Raw genomic sequence first — 22,096 nt, 5'->3', positions numbered from 1 at the left:
AAAAACTAATAAAAGTTTCAGGAATACCTCTTAATAAAGAAATTAAAAGTTTTTTAATTTTAACAGGTTTAAACAAGGTTGAGAATTTTTACAAATCAAATGGATATCTTGATTTTAGAATAATTGACTATAAAATAACAAAAATAGATGAAAATGATATCCTTTATGTTTACATTTATGAAGGGGAGAGAAAAATAATCAAAGAAATTTTGCTTTTACCCGATTCCTTTAATTACCTTCTGAAATTTTTAAAGAAAAAAATGCCTTTTTATTATTCAGAGGATATTTTATCTCAGTTTGAAGAAAAACTTTACACTTACTTCACAAACAATGGGTTTGTTTTCTTTAATTACGAAAGAATAGAGGAAAAAAATGCTGATACTCTAAAAATTTTATATAATTTAAAACCTGGTAAAAAAATTAAAATAAAAGAGATAAAGGTTTTAGGTTTATCACAGAAAACGAGAAAAAAAATTGCTCTTGATGCTATAGAGTTAAAGGAAGGAGAATACATCTCTTTTGATAAAATTTATATTTCAATAAAAAATCTGTATTCACTGGGTATCATAAGAAGTGTAAGTTATGAGATATTACCCAACTCTGATTCAACAGAGGCAGTTATTTCTTTTAATTTGAGAGAAGAGAAAATGAGAGCTTTGAGAACTGGTTATGGTTATTCAAGTGACGGATTTTCCCAAGCTAAATTTGAACTTGAACACCTCAATATTTTCAATAACGCACAAAAGCTTGCTCTTTTAACAAGATTTCAATTTAATTCAAAAATTTTTTTACATGAAGAAATATCAATAAGATATCAAGATCCGAATTTTTTTATAAGAAAAAATATACTTGAACTTTTACCCTTTTATTACATTGACAGAATTGAGGATGTTAGAAGGTTTGGTTTTCAATCAAGATATATTATAAAGAGGAATTTCTGGGTTTTTGAAAATAGTTTTATCTGGCAGAATATAAAAAGTATAGAGAAAGGAGAAGATCTATTCTATTTGAATGGTATGGGTTTTTCCTATTCACAGGATTTAAGGGATAATATCCTGAATACAAAAAGCGGTTATCACTTCCACAGTTATATAAATACATATGGATCAATTTTTGGTGGAACAGAAAATATAATTAAAATGGGTTATAGTTATTCTTTTTTTGAAACAGTTAAAACCTATACCTTTGCTTTTAAAATCTCAGGAGGACATGTTATTCCTTATATTCCAACTGAAATAGTTCCTTATTCCGAGAGGTTTTTACTTGGTGGTGAAGGAAGCTTAAGGGGTGTAAAGAGATATTCAGTTGGGGATTTTGATATAAGAGGTATAAGAAGTGGAACTAACTTTTATTTATTTAATTTCGAAGCAAGAAAATTTTTAACAGATTATTTACAATTTGTTCTTTTTTTTGATACAGGTTCAAATTCAAATATTTTTTCTTATAAATTTTTTAAAAATAATGCATTTGGTTTCGGTATCGGTGTTAGATATTATTTCGGTATACTTCCTTTCAGAGTAGATTTAGCAACTAATAATCATTTTATAAAAACAAGGGAAGTTTTCTTTTATCTTGGGCTTGGTCAGAGTTTTTAAACCTTTTCTATATAATCCTTAAGAGCTTCTTTCCAAGAACGTATTTTTATCTTTAACTTATTCTCAATTAAAAAAGTGTCAAGAACTGAATAAGAGGGTCTTTTAGCTTTTAAATTGAGTTCTTCTTGTAAGACTGGTTTAATATATTTTTTTATACCAAGTAAATTGAGAATTTCTTTTGCAAATTCGAACCAAGATACTTCATCTCTATTTGAAAAGTGGAATATTCCCGACTCATTATTTTCCCACAACATCTTTAGTGCCAGAGCAAGATCCTCAGTATAAGTGGGACAACCACATTGATCAATTACAACTTTTAGCTCTTTTTCCTTTTCTGCTTTTTCTATTATTTTTGTAACAAAATTTTTTCCTTTTTCACCAAAAAGCCATGATGTTCTTATAACAAGACCTTCTTTATTCCTCAAAACTTCTTTTTCTCCAAAGAGTTTACTTTTCCCATAGACATTTAAGGGATTTGTTTTATCCCACTCCTTATACGGGCTATTTTTAAAACCATCAAATACATAATCGGTGCTTATATATAGAATCCTTATGTTTTTTCTAATTGAAAATTCAGTAAGAATTTTGGTTGATATCCAGTTAACAAGGTAGCAGTTCTCCTCATCAATTTCAGCTTTTTCTACATCAGTATAAGCTCCAATATGCCAGATTCCATCAACTTCAGGTAATTTTTTTAAAAAATTTATAAGTTCTTCAGGTTTTGATAAATCGAGAGATTTCCTGTCAGGTTTTATAAAATCATAATCTATCTTTTCAAGAATTTTATTTCCAAGCATTCCAGTTGCGCCTGTTAAAAGTATTTTCAAGATTTCAACAGTTTTGAAAGCTCTTCAAGGGAAACAAGAACTTTTCTTGGCTTTGATCCCTCAGAAGGTCCTACTATGCCGAGTTCTTCTAATTGATCAATGATTTTCGCAGCCCTTGGAAAACCTATATTTAATTTTCTTTGAAGAAGGGTTGCTGATGCTTTTTTACTTGAAACAACTATATAAGCAGCTTCCTTAATGAGAGAATCAACCTTTTTACCTTCAATATCAATCAGTTCTATACCTTCTTCTTCATTTTCAAAAGTTATATCACTTAGTTTTTCATAGTAATTTTCTCTTAGAAGATTTAAACTTTCCTCGAATTCTTCAATATTTGATAAGTATTCCTTCATTAAATTGAATATGTGCTCCTTTGTTTCCTCAATGGCTTCAATTCTCTGACCTGTTATAAAGGGAATTAGCCCCTTTTCATATAAAATTTCAGTTTTCTCAGGACTTATTTTTTTACCTGTTATTTCCTTAAATCTTTTTGTGAAATAAGGAATTATAATTCTTTTTACAAGTTCCTCCACTTCTTCATCAGAAACAAAGGGTCCGTGAAGTCTTATAGGTTCACCTTTTCCTGGAGGAACAAAAAGCATATCACCGCTTCCAAGAAGTTTTTCGGCTCCTGAAACATCGAGTATTGTTCTTGAATCTGTTATTGTTGGTAACCTGAAGGAAGCCCTTACGGGAAAATTAGCCTTAACTATACCTGTTATAACATCAACAGATGGTCTCTGTGTAGCAATAATTAAATGTATTCCAACAGCTCTTGCCATCTGGGCAAGTCTTGTTATGGAGTATTCAATTTTATTTTTTTCTGTTAACATGAGATCTGCAAATTCATCAACAATTATAACTATATAAGCCATTTTCTCCTTTTTCTTTTTATTATAACTTTCTATATCTCTTACACCTTCTTTTGCGAATATTTTATATCTTTCTTCCATCCAGTTTGTAGCAAGTTTTAGAATATCAATAGCCTTTTTTCTGTCGTTTATAACATTTGTTAAAAGATAAGGTATTCCTTCAAATCTTGAAAGTTCAACCCTTTTTGGATCAATAAGGAGGAGTTTTACTTCATTTGGGTCTGATTTTATTATTATTGAGACAATTATTGAGGTTATAAAAACAGATTTTCCGCTTCCTGTTGCGCCTGCAATAAGAAGGTGTGGCATTTTTGTAAGATCAGCAAAATATGGGTTACCATCTGTTGTGACTCCAAAAGGTATTGTTAATAAACTTGTTTTAAAAAAGTTTTTTGAATTTAAAAGGTTTCCAATTCGTAGTGTTATATTTTTTCTATTTGGGACTTCTATACCTACTGTGCCTTTATCAGGCAATGGAGTTACAACTCTAACTCTTGAAGATTTCATTCTTAATGCAAGGTCTTCTGAAAGATTTTTAATTCTTTTAATCTGAATTCCCTTTTCAGGCTCAAATTCATAAAGGGTAATAAATGGTCCAGGGTGAATTTCCTTAATTTCTCCTTTTATTCCAAATTCTTCAAGTTTTTCTTTTATTTTTTTTGCTTCTTCTTCCAGTTCCTGTTTTTTTAATTCAGTTTTTATTTCCTCTACTTTAAAAATCTGCAATAATTTTTCTTTATCAATTTTGATTTCTTTTGTTGATTCTTCTTTATTTTCTTCTTTTTCCTTAATTTCAATTTTTTTTTCTTTCTTTTTTTCTTTAATTTTTGGCTCTAATTTTATCTTTTTTTTAATTTTTAAGTTCTTTAAATACATATAAAAAGGTGAAACAAGAAGGAATAAGATGATAACTAAAGGATATACATTAAAAAGCTCCCTTATTTTTTTGTAAAAAAAGAATATTTTTGTATTTTTTTCAATAAGCCCCTCAAAGATAAAAAATAACCCAAAAGGTAAAAGTAAAAAATAGAGGGTTAAGGTAAAGAATAATTTTTTAAATTTTTCATTAATTAAAAAAAGGGAAAGTCCCAATAAAAAGAATGTTATTGAAAAGGAATAAATAATTCCAAATTCTTTAAAAAAAATTTTTTTAATAATTTCACCAAAATCTCCTCCTAAATTTGGATTTAAAGGTAAAAGAGAAATCAAGATATAAACTGAAACAACAAGAAGAAAAATTCCAAAGTTTTTTTTCATATATTTTTTATTTTATCATAAAACTTTTTTAAATTATCTTCCCAGTTTGCTTTCATTTCTATAATATTTTTGTTTATTTCTCTTGCTTTAATTCTTAAGTTTTTATTATCAATGGCTTCATTTATTTTTTTACTGAGTTCTTCTGGGTTTAAAGGATCAAAAAGAAAACCGTTCACCCCATCAAGAATCCATTCTCTGTTTCCAAGAATATCAGAAACTACAGGAAAAAGACCGAAACACATTGCTTCAAGTAATGAAACACTTGTCCCGTCATAAAGGGATGAGGACAAATATATATCGGATTTTTCAAGCAATTTATATAGATTTTCTCTTTCCTGAAATTCAAGAAATTCAACCTTATCAAAGATTCCCTTTCTATATACCATTTCCTTTACCTTTTTTTCGAGAGAACCCCTTGCTATCCATATAAGTTTAAAATTCTTGTTTTGAATTTTTGAAAGGGCATCTATAATTACAAAGGGATTATAAATTCTTTCCAGCTTTCTATTTGTAAAAAGGATAGCTCTTTTATCATCTTTTTTAATATTTTTCCCCCTTTCTCTTAATTTTCTATTTAAACCGAAAGGTATTATTATAATTTTTTCTGAATTTATTTTGAATTTAGTTACAATTATCTCTTTCATAAATTTAGCATCAACTACTATGAGTTTTGCTTTATTAAAAATTCTTTTAGAAATTAGTTTATGTATAACTGATTTAAAAGCAACTTTTATAAGATCACTTCCCCAACAAAAAAGGACAAAAGGTTTTTCTCCCTGAAGGTATGATAAAAATCCGTAATTTGGTATAAAATGAGCAAAGATTATATCAGGGTTTATTTTATGTATGAAATTTTTCACAATATTTGCTCCTAAAAGGTATCTTGGGAAAGAAGGTTTGAATCTTGAATTAATTTTGATGAAATCTTCCAAACTATCTATATTTAAAAGGGGTTCTTCAAAGGATAAAAGGTAAACTTTATAGCCAAGAGATTTATAACCTTCTATCCAGTTCCAAGTATGAGTAGATGAAGCATCAGATAGAACAAGAGCCCTTTTAATCATGGCAAAAAGGGTGATTTTGAATATTCTTTATAAAGTTCTTCTACCTTTAATTCAATTTCTCCTTTTCTTGTTATTATCCTAATTATTCCGCTTTCATTTATTTTTCCCAGTTTATAGATAGGTAAATTTTTAAAAGTAAGTAAAAATTCTTTTTCTCTTTCTTTTTTAACCTCTACTATAATTCTACCTGCTGATTCTGAAAATAAAAACAGATCAGGTCTTTTGATACTTTTAAGATCAATATCAATTCCCCTTTTGAGAGCAAAACACATTTCACTTAAAGCATTAAATATGCCACCTTCACTTACATCATGAGTTGATTCAAAGATTCCTTTTTTTAAAGATAGGTAAATTTTATTGTAGAGTTTAAGAAATTTTTTGGGATAAACTTTCGGAACAATACCTTTTTTATAGATTTTTTTGATTTTTAAAAATTCACTTCCACCAATTTCTTCTAAGTTAGTTTTTCCAACAACATATACAGGGTTATTTATGTTTTTGAAATAAGAAGAGGGAACTATTTTTTCATCATCAACTATTCCAATTCCTGTTATAAGTGTTGTTGGTAAAATTTTATATTTCTTATTTTTTGCCTTAAATTCATTATATAGGGAATCTTTACCTGAAATAAAAGGAACTTTATAAAATTTTGCTCCTTCTATTGCTCCAAGAACAGATTCCACGATCTCCTGAAGAGTTCTTTTATCCTCTGGACTTGCAAAACAGAAATTGTCAAGTAAAACAATTTTATTTGGGTTTACTCCTTTACTTATAAGACTTCTTATTACTTCATCAACAGCATTCAGGGCTGAATAAAAGGGAGAAATTCTTGAATAAGAGGGCTTAATTCCAAGAGAGATTGCGAGTGTTTTTTTTGAATCTCTGATAGGTTTAATTATGCTGCCATCAAAAGGAGATTTAAATATTTTTCCCTCTAATGGTTTTTTAAAAGTTTTTCCCTGAACTTCATGGTCATATCTTTTTATTATTTCTTCTTTTGACCTTATGTTGGGTAAAGATATAATTTTTAAGCAAATTTCCTTGATTTCATTTAGACTTAATTCTCTTGTAATAAATTTTATTTCCTTTATTTTTAATTTTTCTACTTTTCTTTTTATTATAGGTCTTTTTTCATGTATAAACTTAATATCAATTTCACCAAAAATTTTATTATTGTATAAGAGTTTTAATTTACCGTCTTTTTTGACTTCTCCTAAAATAGTTAATTCAACATTGTGTTTTTCAAAAATTTCTCTTAATTTTAGAATATTTTTTTTATCAGCAAAAAGAATCATTCTTTCCTGTGATTCAGAAATCCATATTTCTCTTGGTGAAAGTCCCTTGTACTTTAAAGGAACCCTGTCAAGATGAATTTCTGCACCAAAAGGATAAACATTTTCTGTTATTGCAGAGGAGAGTCCACCACCTCCTACATCAGTTATGAAATTAAAGAGTTTCTTTTCTCTTGCTTCAAGGATAGCATCAAGAAGTTTTTTTTCTGTTATCGGGTCACCGATCTGAACTGCTGAAATATGAACTTCTTCGGAAGTTTCTGTAAGTTCCGATGAAGAAAAAGTTGCTCCATGTATACCATCTTTTCCAGTTTTTCCACCTGCAAGGATTATAAAGTTACCGGGTTTAACTTTTTTTCTTACAAATTTAGAAGGCAATATACCTATTGTGCCACAGAAGACAAGGGGATTTGTTAGGTATTCTTTTTCATAGATAACAGCACCACAAACTGTTGGTATTCCCATCCTGTTTCCGTAATCCTCAACACCTTTTACAACACCTTTTAAGATTCTTTTAGGATGGAGTATTCCTTCTGGAAGTTCTTCATGTTGGGTATCAAGGTTGCCAACGCAAAAGACATCAATATTTGCTATTGGTTTTGCTCCCAGTCCTGCTCCAAGTATATCTCTTATAACCCCACCAATACCTGTTGATGCTCCACCGTAAGGTTCAAGAGCAGAGGGGTGGTTATGGGTTTCAACCTTTGCACATATTGAAATATTTTTATCAAATTTAAAAATTCCAGCATTATCTTTAAAAAGAACCTGGCAAAATTTTTTTCTATTTTTTTCTGATATTTTTTTGATTTCATTTAATAAGGAAATTTTTCTATTTCCATAGATTATTTCTCCCTTAAAGGTTTTATGGACACAGTGTTCAGACCACATCTGGGCAAAAGTTTCAAGTTCAATTAAGGTTGGTTCCCTTTTAATTTTTCTGTAATAATCTCTTATTAATTTCATTTCATTTTTAAGTAAATAGAAGTGTTTTTCCTTTGAAAGTTTGATTAAGTTTTTAGTGTTAAGATTTCTTATTTCAACAATTTCATTTTCAGGTTCTATTTCAGAGGGCTCAAAAAATGGGTTAATTATTTCTTTATCAAAAATTTCGACTATCGGATTGTAAAGGGCTTTTTTGGAGAAGTATTCAATTTCTTTTTCATTTAAATTACCTTTAATTATTATTTTTTTACCTCTTTTAACATTAATAGAAACTCCTCTTTCCTTAAAAATTCTTTCTATTTCTTCTGCTTCAGGATCCTTAACTCCAAAGTGATAAGTGATTTCATAGGAGTTATCTGTGTTATTTAGAAAAAGAATTTTTTCTTCATTTTCATCAATTATCCATTCTAAGAGTATTTTTTCAATTATTTCTTTTTTTTCAGAGCTTTTTATCCACAGAATTCTGTATTCTTCTATATTTTCCAAATTTTTTAATCCAAGTTCTTTTGCTATTTCAAGATAATCTTTTAAAGTTTCAGAGAAAAGGTCTTTTATGAAAAATTTATAAACATTCATTTATTTTTTTAAAAGTATCTTATTTCAAAATCGGGAAAATTTTCAAGGTTATCTGACCATTCTTCTTTTATTTCTTTAACAATTGCAAGCTCAGGTCCTTTCCAAAGGTCCTTTATCCATTCTTTTAACAATTCTTCTTCACCTTGACCCACTGCTTCAACTCTTCCATCTCTTAGATTTCTAACCCATCCTTTAATGCCATAGAAATCTGCTTTTTCTTTTGTAAATGCCCTGTAAAAAACACCCTGAACTCTGCCTGAAATGAAAAGGTGAACCCTTTTTTTCATATATAAAGAATAAATTAAAAGGTTTTTAACTTACAATTTAATGTAGAATAACATAACAATATTGAATTTTTTGCCCAAGATAGGGAAATTTATTAGGGGTTAATTTTGCAGATTAAGTTGTATCCATCCTGTTCACTACTGCCTAAAAACCATCATTTTATTTACAACTCTTTTTTCTTTTTCAATCTTAAATTATCTAATGAATTTTAAAAAGGTAAAAAATATTAAAGTCATAACACCTATCTGTCCTACCCAGAATATAAACATCCATTTTATAATGTTTGCATAAGTTTTTGAAATTTTCTCATTAAATTCAACTTAAAAATATTTAATTTTTCTTGCTCAATAAGATTACAAGGATTTTATACTACAAAATGTTCCTGTATGGTCTTCTTTTCTCATAAAATCTTTTGTATTTTAGCTCAATTTTTTTCTTTTAATAGAAAAAAGAAAAGCTTTTTAAATAAAATTTTAAAATAAAATGAAATTTAAAGACGATGGAAATTTTATTATTTTAATAATGGATGATGGGGAGGATTTTATTCAAAATATAGATAGATTTATTCAGGAATTTAAAAAAGAGAAAATAATGACTGTTGTATCTGCCCTTGGTATGGTAAAAGAAATTAAAATGGGATTCTGGAATGGAAAAGAATATGAAATTCATGAAGAAAAGGAACCATCGGAACTTTTAGGAATTTCAGGTGTTATAACACCTTCCACCCAACCCCCATATCACTTTCATATTACAGTTTCTACAAGGGATAGAAAAGTAAAAGGGGGACATTTAATATCTTCAAAAGTATGTAATACAATTGAAATGTTTCTTATAAAGGGGAACATTGACGTAAAAAGAAAAGAAGAAAAGGGGTTAAAAAAACTCTTTTTTGATTAAAAACATATTTTTAAGAATTTAAAACTTCAAGAATTCTTCTTAAATAATCTTTTACAGATACTGCACCCTCAATGAATGTCTTATTGTTTATCACTGTTTTGGGAACACCCATAACCTCATAAAGTTCTGCAAGTTCAGGAAATTCCGATACTTCAATCATATCCCCTCTTATTTTTTCATTTTCAAAGGCAAATTTATGAGATAGAACTACCATTTGAGGACAATAAGGACAGGAAGGTGTAACAAAAACCTGCAGATGCATATCTTTATCTATCTCTCTTATTTTTTCTTTAATTTCTTCACTTAAACCGGAATCACCTCTTGAGACCATACTTATTGCTTCTAAAAGAGAAGCAAACTCATAACCTGCTGGTATTCCAAAAAATCTTATTCTCTTATCATTTCCGTCTTTATCAAGAATAACTATGGCAGGAACTTTATCAATTCCATATTTAAAAGCATCCTCTTTATCAATCGCATAATTTTTAATCTCAAGAATAATTTTACCATCCGATAATTCTGCTATTTCTTTTAAAAGTTCCTCTGTTTCATTACAAAACCTGCAATTTATTTTCTGAGTAAAGATTAAAAGTTTCACCTCATCTTTTAATCTTTCGTTAAAATATTTTTTTATTTCCCTTTTATCTTCATCTCTTAAAAGTGCCATAGATTTTCTCCTTTTTTAAAAGGGAATTGAACCCTTTATCTTAAATAAAAATTTTTTTAAATTTTCCTTACAAGCTTTAAGTTTTTTTTCCCCTTTTTCAGTAAGGTAATAAACTTTTCTGGGTCTTCCATTTACTATTCTCCATTCTGAACTTATAAGACCCATATTTTCAAGTTTTTTTAATTTTTTATAAAAATTAACCATGGATATATCAAATCCTGCATCTTTAAATTCTCTATAAAGAGAATAACCATGAATTTTTTTAGAGGCAAGCATAATTATTATACACCTGTCAATAAATTTTATTTTCATTTTGATAATATTTTCATTCTAATAATAATTTATAAAAAATATTTTTTCAAGTCTTCACATTTTACTCAATTTCAGATTAAAAAATACTCAATAAATTTAGGGCTTAAAGGTAGGAACTAAAGGCTTAAATAAAGGAAAAATGTAAAGTTTTAGGAAAGTCATTTGAAATGGAGAAAGTGAGAAAAAAAGCCTATAAGGACTTTGAAAATAAAAAAGAATTATAACTCATATAAATCAGAATTTTTTGATATTAGACTTTTATTTTTCTTATATTATTCACTATGAACTCAAGGCAGCGGTGGGCTACACGGATTGGTCTTATTTTAGCAATGGCTGGTAATGCTGTGGGGTTGGGTAATTTCCTGAGGTTTCCTGTTCAGGCTGCTAAAAATGGGGGTGGAGCTTTTATGATACCCTACTTTATTTCTCTTCTGCTCTTAGGCATACCTCTTATGTGGGTTGAATGGGCTATCGGAAGGTATGGAGGAAAATTTGGGCACGGAACATCCCCTGGTATGTTTGACAAGCTATGGAGAAACCCTTTTGCAAAGTATCTTGGTGTTATTGGACTTGCAGGACCTATTGCAATAGTTATTTATTATGTCTACATTGAGTCATGGACCCTTGGTTATGCCTTTTGCTCCCTTTTTGGAAAATTACCAAAAGTTCCTGAAGGTGCAAATTTTGAAGAGATAAATAAAATTTTTGGGACCTTTTTATCAAATTATGCGGGGTTTAATAGTGATTCTCCGATATTTTTGAAACCTTCTCTTTATGCTTATTTAATTTTCCTTTTAACATTTTTTTTAAATATTTTTATTCTTGCAAAGGGAATATCAGGTGGTATTGAAGCTTTTGCTAAACTTGCTATGCCAACTTTATTTTTATTCGCAGTAATACTTGCTATAAGGGTATTAACACTTGGTTCCCCTGTTGACCCGAGTGTATCAGTCCTTGACGGTCTCGGTTTCTTATGGAACCCTGATTTTTCTTCTCTTTTGAATCCAAATGTGTGGCTTTCAGCAGCAGGACAGATTTTTTTTACCCTGAGTGTTGGAATGGGAGCAATATTAACCTATGCCAGTTATTTAAAGGAAAAAGATGATATTGCCCTTTCAGGTCTTTCAACAGCTTCTTTAAATGAATTTGCTGAAGTTGTTCTTGGAGGGTCAATAGCAATTCCAGCAGCTTGTGCCTTCTTTGGACTTGCAAGTGCAAAGGAAATTGCTCAATCCGGGGCTTTCAGTCTCGGTTTTGTATCTGTTCCAGCGATCTTTTCTTATTTACCTTTTGGTTTTCTTTTTGGATTTTTGTGGTTTTCACTTTTATTTTTTGCTGGTATAACTTCTTCTCTTGCTTTAACTCAACCTGCAATTGCTTTTCTTGAAGATGAATTTAAAATCAGGAGATTACCTTCAGTTTTAATGGTGGGTTTATTTATTTTCATTTTTGCAAACTTTTCCATTTTTTTAAAAGGTTTTCTTGATGAGCTTGATTTCTGGGTAGGGACATTTTTTATAACTTTTTTTGCTTTACTTGAAACAATAATATTTATTTGGTTATTTGGTCCTGATAAAGCATGGGAGGAGATAAATAAAGGTGCTGATATCAAAGTGCCAAGAATATTTTATTTTATTCTAAAATATATAACACCATTAATCCTTATCATAATTTTTACATTCTGGATTTTCCAGAATTTTAGTTCTATTTTTAAAGAAACTTCTTTAGGAAAATGGATCGCAAGAATTTTTATTGTACTATTTTTTGTTTTTACCTCTATACTTGTTCATTTTGCCTTTAAAAAGGAGAAGAAGGAATGAATTTAGGTGGATGGATTTTTTTAATAATTGGCTGGTCAACTGTCATTTCTCTTGTTATCTACTGTATGAAAAAAGTTTTTGAAAAGGGAAGAGAATTTTAATAATTTTATTATGTTTTTTTAAAATTTTTAAAAGGTAAAAGTCCTTTTATATAATTTATAACTCCCTTTATTAAAAAATCACACTCTACATTTACATAATCGCCTACCTTTTTAAATTTAAAATTGGTATTATTATAAGTATAGGGTATAATCATTACCTTAAAAAAATTTTCCTCTTCATCCTGAACTGTTAAAGAAACCCCATCAATTGCTATTGAAGATTTTTTAAAAATGTAATCTTTAAATTCTTTTTTTAATTCAAAGGAAAATTCAAATTCCTCCTTTATTTTTTTTATATTTCTTATTTTTGTAAAAAAATCAACATGCCCCTCAATTAAATGTCCACCTATCTTTTTTGAAAGCGTTAGTGATTCCTCAATATTAACAATCATCCCCCTTTCAAGTTTTTTCCCGAATTTTGTATCTTTTAAAGTTTTTTTAGAAAGATAAAATAGATATTCATTACCTTTTATTTCTTCAACCGTCAAACAAACACCATCAATACTTACACTATCTCCCCTTTTTAAATTAAAACTCTCAATCTTAACCTTTATTTCCTTACCATCCCCTCTCGGTTTTATATCAATTATTTTACCAGTTTTTTCTATTATTCCTGTAAACACTATCTCCAGAGATTCATCTTTTCCCTTACCTCTTCCATGGTTTTTTCTGCGACTTCTTTTGCTTTTTCAGTGCCTTCTCTTAAAATATCCTTTATTTCATCTTCCTTTAATTTGAGTCTTCTTTCCCTAATTGGTTCAAGGAAATTGTTCATTTTTAAAGCGCAGTTTTTTTTACACTCTACACATCCGAGTTTTCCCGATTCACAACCTTTTCTTATCTCAGAAACTTCTTCCCTATTTACGAGATTGTGATAAGCAAAAACAACACAACCATCAGGATGTCCCTTATCACCCATTTTAATCTTTTGTGGATCAGTAAATGCCTTTTTTATTTTGTTTTCTACCTCTTCTTTTGAATCTGAAAGATATATGGCATTATTCAGGGATTTAGACATTTTCCTCTTATCTATACCGGGTACCCTTGGAGAAGGTGAAAGAATAGGTTCAGGAATTGGAAAAGTTTCGCCAAAAAGATAATTAAATCTTCTTGCAAGTTCCCTTGAAAGTTCAAGATGGGGTAATTGGTCTTCCCCAACAGGGATTTTCTCAGGTTTGTAAAGAAGAATATCGGCAGTTTGAAGAACAGGATATCCTAAATGTCCATAAGAAATTAATTCTTCTTCCTTTCCAAGGTCTCTTATCTGTTCCTTTAAAGTTGGATTCCTCTCAAGCCTTGTGACACTGACAAGCATTGAGAGCAATAGGTGAAATTCAGCGTGCTGTTTAACTCCTGATTGAACAAATAAAACTGATTTTGATGGATCAATACCAGCTGAAATCCAGTCTGTAACAGTTTCTATTATGTTTTTTTGCATTATTTCAAGATGTTCAATATCTGTTGTCAATACATGCCAGTCAGCAACTTCATAAAAACAAAAATATTTTTCCTGAAATTTTACCCAGTTAATAAGAGCTCCAAAATAATTTCCTATATGAACTTTACCAGTTGGTCTTAAACCTGATAATATTCTTTTCAAAGAGTGAATAAAATTCCAACTGAAAAAGAAAATCCTGTAGGTCCTTTTTCTTCGTCAGAAAAGTGGATTTCAACAGGGATTGACATTTTTTTTGTGATAACAAAGAAAGTTCCAAAACTTCCATGTGCTTCAAAAGAAGAATCAGTATAGGATTTTGTTCCCACATCCACATTTACTGCTTCTGCTCCTATTCCAATTAAAAAGTAAGGTATAATTTTTAAATTTAAATCCTCTTCTTGAATTTCAACTGGAAAATCAATACCAAAATTACCTGTAAAAGAAAAGTAGAAAAGATTTTCACCAAATCCAAGGTCCAAAAGAGGGTAGAAAGAAGCATTAAAGGGTATATCTGGTTCCTTTTCATGAATTAGAAAATTCAGGTCTCCCTGAATTCCAAAGAAAGGAGTAGTGTAAAGCACGCCGTTTATCCCAAAATCTATGCTTTTTGAGATTTTTGCTCTGAAATTACCCATAAAGCCGATATCTTCAGCCAGCACAAGGTGAGCTCCGAATACATTTTGTGCAAAAGGTTTTGCACTTTTTATATGTGGCATTAATTGAAGAAAAATTAATAAAGTGATCATAGTTTAAGAATATGATAAATTTTTAAACTATTTCAAATATTCTGACATTCACAGGGTTTCTTTTTACATCTTGGACAGAATTGAGTGTATTTTTTAAAAAAAATTTCTTCAAGGTTTAAATTTAATAGATTGCATAAAGTTAAAAACCATGCAAAAGTATCAGCAGTTTCTTCTTCTATTTTTGATTTATCTCCTTTCCTTATTGCCTGCAAAAATTCCCCCACTTCCTCTACAAACCATAAAACATTTTTTGTAAATTCTCTTTTTGAATCCCTTTCAAAGTAAATTTCCTTTATTAAATTTTGAGATTCTTTTATTTTTAAACCTTCAGTCTTTACAAACTCAATCCTACATAAATTTTCAAAATGATCTAAAATCGCAAAAGCTTCTTCTGGTGATTTTCCAAGGGAAAAGGTTCCATGATTTTTAATATGTAATATTTTTGTATTTTCATTTATTTTATTTTTAATTCTTTCCTTCCATTTTTTTTCTTTTAGTAAAATTATATTTTCTTTTTTTAAAACTTCATCACATGGTACTTTATCTTTTTTTAAAAAATAAAGGTTTGCATAAAAAGTATGGGCATGGAAAATTGAATTTATTTTTTTAAAATTTTTATATACCCATAAATGAAAATCTGCCTCTACAGATGGTTTTTTATTTGATTTAGATATTATTTTCTCTTTTTTTAAATCAATTACAACTAAATCATTTTTTTTAATACCTTCCTTCGGTGAACCAGTTGGTGTAATATAAATTTTATCTTTTTCTCTTAAAGAAGCATTACCCGAAAGTCCATAAGATAATCCCTTTTTATATAAAAGATTAAAATAATATATAAATTTATTGAGGGGGGATTCTTTCAATTCCGCCCATATAGGGTCTTAAAGCGTGAGGAACAATAATTGATCCGTCTTTGGTCTGATAATTTTCTAAAAGGGCTATAAATGTTCTTGGAGTTGCAAGACCAGAACCATTGAGAGTATGAACATATTCAATTTTTCCATTTTTTCTTCTAAACCTTGTATTTGTTCTTTTAGCCTGAAAGTCTTCACAGTTAGAAACAGAGGAGGCTTCAAGCCATCTTTTTACACCCGGGGCATAAACTTCAATATCATAGGTTTTTGAAGCTGCAAATCCCATATCTCCTGTACAGAGCAAAACAACCCTGTAAGGAATTTCAAGTCTTTGTAAAATTTTTTCAGCATCTCTTACCATTTTTTCAAGTTCTTCATAGGATTCCTCGGGTTTTGTAAATTTAAAAAGTTCTACCTTATTAAACTGATGCTGTCTTATTATCCCTCTTACATCTTTTCCGTAACTACCTGCTTCCCTTCTAAAGCATGGTGTATAGGCAGTGTAATAAAGAGGGAGTTCTTCTTCCTTTAAAATTTCATCCCTGTGAAGATTGGCGAGAGCCATTTCTGCTGTTGGAAGTAAATATAATCTTTCATCAAGAGTTTTATACATCTCTTCATCAAATTTAGGTAAATGGGCGCTTCCGTAAGCACTTTCATCTTTAACAAGAATTGGAGGAAATATTTCAGTATAACCGTTTTCTCTTGCCATATCAAGAAAGAAATGAATAAGTGCCCTTTCAAGCATTGCTCCATAACCTTTATATATGACAAATCTTGAACCTGACATTCTACCAGCTCTTTTGAAATCTAAGATTCCAAGTTTTTCCCCTATTTCCCAATGAGGTTTTGGTTCAAAATCAAATTCTTTTACTTTGCCCCATTCCCTTACAACTAAATTTTCTTCTGATGATTTTCCAAGAGGAACACTTTCATGGGGTATATTGGGAATTTCAAGGAGTTTTTCTTCTATTTCCTTTTCTAACTCTTTTTCTTTATTTTCAAGTTCTTCAATTTTTTTTCCAATATTTTTTGATTTTTCAATAAGTTCCTCTGCGTTTCTATTTTCTGATTTTAGTCTTTTAATTTCATCTGTCAATTTATTTCTTTCTGTTTTTAAATTGTTAATTGAGGTTAAAATTTCTCTATATAATTTTTCTTTTTCTAAAAGTTCATCAATATTAAATTTGTAACCTCTTTTTAGAAGTCCTTCTTTAATCCTCTCAGGATTCTCACGTAGTGTTTTTCTATCAATCATAGAGTTTTATTATAAATTTGTTTTTTTCTAATTTTCAATTTTTAATTCCTTTAATTTTCTATATAAAGTTGATCTTGATATTCCAAGAATTTCTGCTGCTTTCTTCTTATTTCCTTCGCATTCCTCTATGACTTTAATAATTTTTTCCCTTTCAATTTCTCTTGTTTCTTCAATTTCTCTTAGCACGTTTAAAATTTCTTCTTCTCCTATATTTTCTTTATAGAAGGTTAAAATCCTTTGACTTATATTTTCAAGTTCCCTGACATTTCCAGGAAAATTATAGGAATTTAAAATTTCAATTACCCTTTTATCCACAAAGGGTTTTTTTATTCCTAAGATTTCGGAATATTTTGTTAGAAAGTAATCAAATAGCAAAGGTATATCATCCTTTCTTTCCCTTAAAGGGGGAATTTCAATAACTATAACGAATCTGTAAAAAAGGTCATGTCTCATTTTTCCTGATAGAAGTTCTTTTAAACTTAAATTGCTTGTTGCTATTATTCTAACATCAACATCTATTTCATTTGAGTATCCGAGGGGTTTAACCTTTTTTGTCTCAATTACTCTTAATAGCTTTGCCTGTATATTTAAAGGCATTTCAGAAATTTCATCTAAAAGAACTGTTCCACCTTCTGCTGCTTTAAAGACCCCTTCAAAATCCCTTGTAGCTCCTGTGAAGGCTCCTTTTTTATAACCAAAAAGTTCTGACTCTATAAGTTCTGAAGGTATAGCAGAACAATTAATAGGGAGGAAAATATTTTCACTCCTTTTTGAATTTTCATGTATAAGTCTTGCAATTACTTCCTTTCCGGTTCCGCTTTCTCCTATTATAAGAACTGGAAAATCAGTTTTGGCAGAGACCTTAGCTTTTTCAACTATTCTTTTGAATTTAATATTTTCTCCTATTACTTCTATTTTCTCTTTAACTCTTTTCTTTTTTATGTCTTTTTCTATAATTTCTTTTTTAATAAGCTTATTGATAATATTAATAAGTTCTTCCTTATCAAAAGGTTTTGTGAGAAAATCGGAAGCACCTTTTTTCATAGCTTCCACAGCTGTTTTTATATCACCATAGCCAGTCATAACAATAATTTCTATTTCAGGGAAAAATTTTTTGACTTCTTCAATAAGTTCCATTCCACCCATTTCAGGCATTACAAGGTCTGTAAGAATAATTGAAAATTCAGGATTTTCCTTTAATTTTTTAAGAGCCTCCTTTCCATTATTAACTATCTCAGCTTCTAAATTTCTTTTATTAAATAGTTTCTTTAAAGTTCTGGCAAGTAAATTATCATCTTCAACAATTAGTATTTTATGCATTTTTACTTAAAGGTAATATTATAAGGAAAGTGGCACCTTTACCTTCATTCATAAGTTTTATAACACCTCTATGAGATTCAACTATTCTTTTAACAATGGAAAGACCTAAACCTGTTCCCTTGTATGCAGGTTTTGTTGTAAAAAATGGTTCAAAAATTCTATCAGCATATTCAGGAGGAATACCCTTACCTGTATCCTGAACTTTTACAATAACTCTATCAAAAGGTGTTATGAAACTTGTAACTTTAATTTCACCACCATTTTCCATTGCGTCTATTGAGTTTGAAAAAAGGTTCATAAAAACCTGTGCAATTTCATTTTTCTTTCCATAAACAATTGCTTCTTTTTCATTACTTTTCAGAAATTTTAACTTTATATTTTTTTTCTGAAAAACCTTTTCAAAAATTCCTGCCACTTCTTTTATTACTTCATTTAAATTAAACTCTTTTTCTTCCTCTTCAGAAGGTTTTGAAAGGAATAAAAGTTTTTTTACAAGGTCCTGGCAGAATTTTACCTGTGATTCAATTATCTCAATTTCTTCTTTAATTTCTTTTTTTTCAATTTCTTCTTTAAGCATCTGGGCAGTTAAAAGAATTGTACCTAAGGGTGTATTGAGCTGATGAGCAAGACCTGAGGCAATACTACCTATACTTGCTAACTTTTCTGCCTCCATAAACTTTGAAAAAATAGGACTTCCCTTTCCAATTGGAATTTTGAAAATTATAAATCCTTTTCTTTCTTTAAAGCATAAAACCAGAATATCAAGATTTTCTCCTTTGAAATTTTTTGCTTTTACCCATAAATCTATACCACTTTTTTCCCTCGTAATTATTGAAGTTGTTATATGTTCAGGTATTGTAGGATCTTTATTTCCGATTATAAATTCATCAGAAAAACCAAAAAATTCTTTATGAGATTTATTTTGGAAAATCACATTTCCGTTTCTATCTATAAAAATAGCTGGAAATTCAGTTTGACCCAGTTCTACTGAGTGTTCTATCCAGTTTTTATAAAATAAAATTGAAAGAATAATGATAGATAAAAGTATTATCAAGGGAATTGTTTTTATTTCTAAAATAATGGTAAGAAAAAGAAAAAATGTTAAAATTGATGTTATAATAATGTAAATTTTTTTATCCATTATTATAAAATTATAATTTAAAAAATGATAAAACTTAAAGAACCCCCAAGGGTAAAGTTTTTTGTGGGTATGATTGCAAGGGATGAAAAAATAATGGAAGAAGCTATTTTAATCTTAAAAGAAAAGATAGGTGAGATAGAATTTGAAAGTGATTTATTTCCATTTACTCACACTAACTACTATGAAAAGGAAATGGGAAAGGATTTAAAAAGGAAATTTTATTCTTTTAAACCTCTGAAAAAGCCTGATGAGATAGTAGATTTTAAACTTTTTACAATTGAGGTAGAAAAAAAATTCCTTGAAGATAATAAAAGGAAAATCAATATCGATCCTGGATATGTGGAACTTTCAAAAGTTGTGCTCGCAAGCACAAAAAATTACTCCCACAGAATATATCTCGGAAAAGGTATTTTTGCTGAAGTAACCCTTTATTTTAGCAAGGGAGAGTTCTGTGATTTCCCTTATACTTATCCTGATTACAGGACAGAAGCTTATAAAGAATTTTTTAAGAAAGTAAGGGAATCCTTAAAAAAGAATTATGAAAAAATTAAAAGTTGCTCTTGTTCATGATTATTTAAATCAATGGGGTGGAGCCGAAAATGTGCTTAAAGAGCTATCCGAAATTTTCCCTTGTGCACCTATTTTTACTTTACTTGTTGATCCAAAAAAAATCCAGAATGAACTTAAGGGTAAAAAAATTTATACTTCTTTTATTCAGAGATTGCCCTTTAGTTTAAAATTTTATAGGGAGTTTTCAATTTTATATCCCCTTGCTATAGAAACCTTTGATTTAAGAGATTTTAATCTTATAATAAGTTCAACAAGTGGTTTCGCTCATGGAATTATTCCTCCACCTAATTCAATACACATAAGTTATTTTCATACACCTTTAAGGTATGCTTTTCATTTTTATCATGAATACAGAAAAAATCAAAAATTTTTTTCTAAAATAACTAAAGATATTTTACTCCACTATTTTAGAATATGGAGTTTTTCAGCGGTAAATCGTGTTGATTATTTTATAGCAAATTCAAGGGAAACAAAAAGAAGAATAGAACTTTACTTCAACAAAAAAGCAAGGGTAATATTTCCACCTGTTGATACTGATTTTTTTAAGCCCTCTCAAGAAGAAAAGGACAATTATTTCATCTTTGTTGGAAGAATAAGGGATTATAAGAGACTTGATATTGCTATTTCAGCAACAAGAGAACTGGGTTACAGACTCTTTGTGGTAGGGGATTATTATAAAGGAAAAAGAATACCTATGGGTGAAGGAGTAAGGTTTTTAGGTACAGTTAGTAAGGAAGAGTTAAGGACTTTATATCAAAAAGCAAGAGCCTTAATAATGCCAGGTCTTGAGGATTTTGGTATAGTTCCTCTGGAAGCCAATGCCTGTGGAACACCTGTTATAGCTTTTAAAGGAGGAGGTGCACTTGATACAGTAATAGATGGTGAAACAGGAGTTTTTTTTGAACATCAGAATAAAGACTCTTTAATTGAAGCTATTTTAAAGTTTGAAAAAATGAAATTTGATAAAGATGTTCTTGTTAAAAATGCTTTAAGATTTTCAAAAGAAAGATTCAGAGAGGAAATAAAGGAATTTATAAATGAGGTTATTTAAATTTTTTTTAATTTTTATAGTTATATCAGGATGTAAAAAAAAGAAAAATTTTGTTAAAGAAAGTTTTAAAGAATATTGTAATATAACTGTCAGTTACAAATTGTCAAAAAATGAAAGTCTGGAAAAAGTTCTTTTATGGAAAATTCCCTTTATCAGTGTATCAGAGAGTTATTATTTTATTAAATTTTTTGAAAAAAAAGTTAATACAAGGAAGCTAAAAGAGGGTGATAGATTTATTTTTTTATTCAGTGATGAAAAAAAACTTAAGGAGGTAAATTTTGTAAGAAAGGACACTCCAAATGTTATAAATAGGTTTTTTAAAGATGATAAAAATGGGGAATTTGGTTTTGAAAGGGTTTTAAAAAAAATTGATGTAGACACTACCTTAATTTATTCAAAAATAAACAGTAATTTATATGAGTCATTTCAAGGATACCAAGGGGGTGAATATCTTGCAGATTTTATTGCCGATATTTTTACCTGGGTAATAGACTTTAATACTGAGGTTAGAGAAGGGGATGAAGTAACAATTTTCTTTGAAAGAAAATTTCTTGAAGGTGAATTTATAAGTTTTGGTAAAGTCTTATATATTTTATATAATGGAAAATTGGTGGGTAAGAAGGAAGCAATCTATTTTAACGGAAATTATTATGATTCCTTGGGCAATTCTCTTGAAAAATACTTTTTGAGGTCTCCTCTACCTTATGGGAGAATATCATCAGGATTTAAGAAAAAAAGGTTTCACCCTATTCTCAGAATAGTTAGACCCCATCATGGAATAGATTATGCTGCACCACCTGGTACACCTGTCCTTGCTGTGGCAGACGGTGAAGTAATTTTTGCAGGATGGAAGGGTGGTTACGGAAATTTTGTCAAAATAAGACATAAAAATGGTTATATCACAGGATATGGACATCTTAAAAGAATTTCCTCTTTTATAAGGAAAGGAAAAAGGGTTAAACAGGGAGAGATAATAGGTTTTGTAGGTTCAACAGGTTTATCTACAGGTCCTCATCTTCATTTTGAAATAAAAAAAGATGGCAAATTTTTAAATTTTTTAAACATAAAACCGCCTTCAAAAAAGAAACTTGATAGTAAAGAGAAAGAAATTTTTTATGAGGTTTTAAAAAAAATAAAGGAAAAAATGAATGAAAAAAGATATCAATTTTCCTATAATATATAGATGCGGGTAAGTAAAAGCCCCTTCT

The 22,096-nt window shown here is 29.2% G+C and carries 20 protein-coding genes; 6 read left to right on the top strand and 14 right to left on the bottom strand.

From position 1 onward, the window contains the following. Positions 1-260: 260 nt before the first annotated feature. Entirely contained in the window at positions 261-1,595 is a 1,335-nt protein-coding gene (locus tag ABIN17_01700; GenBank protein ID MEO0283775.1) for a BamA/TamA family outer membrane protein, read from the top strand. Here the strand turns inward: ABIN17_01700 and rfbD are convergent. The 5 genes from rfbD to ABIN17_01675 are packed head-to-tail and all read right to left on the bottom strand — an operon-like array spanning position 1,592 to position 8,712. Continuing rightward, positions 1,592-2,422 carry a dTDP-4-dehydrorhamnose reductase gene (gene rfbD / locus ABIN17_01695; protein MEO0283774.1) on the bottom strand — a complete coding sequence of 277 codons (831 nt, stop codon included), beginning with the start codon at positions 2,420-2,422 and terminating at the stop codon, positions 1,592-1,594. The genes ABIN17_01700 and rfbD overlap by 4 nt on opposite strands. Continuing rightward, entirely contained in the window at positions 2,419-4,551 is a 2,133-nt protein-coding gene (locus tag ABIN17_01690; GenBank protein ID MEO0283773.1) for a DNA translocase FtsK, read from the bottom strand. The genes rfbD and ABIN17_01690 overlap by 4 nt, the downstream gene beginning before the upstream one ends. Continuing rightward, on the bottom strand, positions 4,548-5,615 hold the full coding sequence (locus tag ABIN17_01685) for a glycosyltransferase family 4 protein (protein MEO0283772.1): 1,068 nt from the start codon (positions 5,613-5,615) through the stop codon (positions 4,548-4,550). Before ABIN17_01685 ends, ABIN17_01690 begins: the two co-directional genes overlap by 4 nt. Beyond that, on the bottom strand, positions 5,612-8,425 hold the full coding sequence (purL, locus tag ABIN17_01680; protein ID MEO0283771.1) for a phosphoribosylformylglycinamidine synthase subunit PurL: 2,814 nt from the start codon (positions 8,423-8,425) through the stop codon (positions 5,612-5,614). The genes ABIN17_01685 and purL overlap by 4 nt, the downstream gene beginning before the upstream one ends. A gap of 8 nt (positions 8,426-8,433) precedes the next feature. Beyond that, a complete protein-coding gene (locus ABIN17_01675; GenBank protein ID MEO0283770.1) occupies positions 8,434-8,712 on the bottom strand; it encodes an acylphosphatase in 279 nt (92 codons plus the stop codon). Between the two features lie 481 nt (positions 8,713-9,193). Between ABIN17_01675 and ABIN17_01670 the strand changes: the two genes are divergently transcribed. Next, positions 9,194-9,607, top strand: a complete 414-nt coding sequence (locus ABIN17_01670) for a DUF296 domain-containing protein (protein MEO0283769.1) — start codon at positions 9,194-9,196, stop codon at positions 9,605-9,607. A gap of 10 nt (positions 9,608-9,617) precedes the next feature. Here the strand turns inward: ABIN17_01670 and ABIN17_01665 are convergent, their stop codons facing one another. Then, the gene (locus ABIN17_01665) at positions 9,618-10,274 is read right to left on the bottom strand and encodes a thioredoxin family protein (GenBank protein ID MEO0283768.1); all 657 of its coding nucleotides are present in this window, start codon (positions 10,272-10,274) and stop codon (positions 9,618-9,620) included. 15 nt (positions 10,275-10,289) lie between these two features. After that, positions 10,290-10,586: a PadR family transcriptional regulator gene (locus ABIN17_01660; protein MEO0283767.1), complete on the bottom strand. Its 297-nt coding sequence runs from the start codon at positions 10,584-10,586 to the stop codon at positions 10,290-10,292. Positions 10,587-10,867: 281 nt separating this feature from the next. On the opposite strand from ABIN17_01660, the gene ABIN17_01655 reads away from it, so the two are divergent. Beyond that, a complete protein-coding gene (locus ABIN17_01655; protein ID MEO0283766.1) occupies positions 10,868-12,406 on the top strand; it encodes a sodium-dependent transporter in 1,539 nt (512 codons plus the stop codon). Positions 12,407-12,515: 109 nt separating this feature from the next. Here the strand turns inward: ABIN17_01655 and ABIN17_01650 are convergent, their stop codons facing one another. From ABIN17_01650 to ABIN17_01620, 7 genes are all read right to left on the bottom strand, one after another. Further along, complete coding sequence (locus ABIN17_01650) at positions 12,516-13,130, bottom strand: riboflavin synthase (GenBank protein ID MEO0283765.1); 615 nt, start codon at positions 13,128-13,130, stop codon at positions 12,516-12,518. Continuing rightward, positions 13,130-14,107 carry a tryptophan--tRNA ligase gene (trpS, locus tag ABIN17_01645; GenBank protein MEO0283764.1) on the bottom strand — a complete coding sequence of 326 codons (978 nt, stop codon included), beginning with the start codon at positions 14,105-14,107 and terminating at the stop codon, positions 13,130-13,132. The genes ABIN17_01650 and trpS overlap by 1 nt, the downstream gene beginning before the upstream one ends. Then, entirely contained in the window at positions 14,104-14,661 is a 558-nt protein-coding gene (locus ABIN17_01640; protein MEO0283763.1) for a hypothetical protein, read from the bottom strand. Before ABIN17_01640 ends, trpS begins: the two co-directional genes overlap by 4 nt. Before the next feature lie 62 nt (positions 14,662-14,723). Beyond that, complete coding sequence (locus ABIN17_01635) at positions 14,724-15,557, bottom strand: class II aldolase/adducin family protein (protein MEO0283762.1); 834 nt, start codon at positions 15,555-15,557, stop codon at positions 14,724-14,726. Further along, positions 15,535-16,806: a serine--tRNA ligase gene (serS, locus tag ABIN17_01630; GenBank protein ID MEO0283761.1), complete on the bottom strand. Its 1,272-nt coding sequence runs from the start codon at positions 16,804-16,806 to the stop codon at positions 15,535-15,537. The genes ABIN17_01635 and serS overlap by 23 nt, the downstream gene beginning before the upstream one ends. Before the next feature lie 27 nt (positions 16,807-16,833). Next, on the bottom strand, positions 16,834-18,126 hold the full coding sequence (locus tag ABIN17_01625; GenBank protein ID MEO0283760.1) for a sigma-54 dependent transcriptional regulator: 1,293 nt from the start codon (positions 18,124-18,126) through the stop codon (positions 16,834-16,836). Beyond that, positions 18,119-19,267, bottom strand: a complete 1,149-nt coding sequence (locus ABIN17_01620) for an ATP-binding protein (protein ID MEO0283759.1) — start codon at positions 19,265-19,267, stop codon at positions 18,119-18,121. The genes ABIN17_01625 and ABIN17_01620 overlap by 8 nt, the downstream gene beginning before the upstream one ends. A gap of 24 nt (positions 19,268-19,291) precedes the next feature. On the opposite strand from ABIN17_01620, the gene ABIN17_01615 reads away from it, so the two are divergent. Genes ABIN17_01615 through ABIN17_01605 form a run of 3 tightly spaced genes read left to right on the top strand, consistent with a single transcriptional unit; the run spans position 19,292 to position 22,071 of the window. Next, positions 19,292-19,837, top strand: coding sequence for a DUF4416 family protein (locus ABIN17_01615; GenBank protein ID MEO0283758.1), 546 nt, complete (start codon positions 19,292-19,294; stop codon positions 19,835-19,837). Continuing rightward, positions 19,806-20,888, top strand: coding sequence for a glycosyltransferase (locus ABIN17_01610; protein ID MEO0283757.1), 1,083 nt, complete (start codon positions 19,806-19,808; stop codon positions 20,886-20,888). The genes ABIN17_01615 and ABIN17_01610 overlap by 32 nt, the downstream gene beginning before the upstream one ends. Next, positions 20,875-22,071 (top strand): peptidoglycan DD-metalloendopeptidase family protein, encoded by a 1,197-nt coding sequence (locus ABIN17_01605; GenBank protein ID MEO0283756.1) that lies wholly within the window; start codon positions 20,875-20,877, stop codon positions 22,069-22,071. The genes ABIN17_01610 and ABIN17_01605 overlap by 14 nt, the downstream gene beginning before the upstream one ends. Positions 22,072-22,096: the final 25 nt, after the last annotated feature.

Source organism: candidate division WOR-3 bacterium (assembly GCA_039803925.1).
Classification (GTDB): domain Bacteria; phylum Hydrothermota; class Hydrothermia; order Hydrothermales; family JAJRUZ01; genus JBCNVI01.
This window is presented reverse-complemented; position numbering and strand designations above follow the sequence as displayed.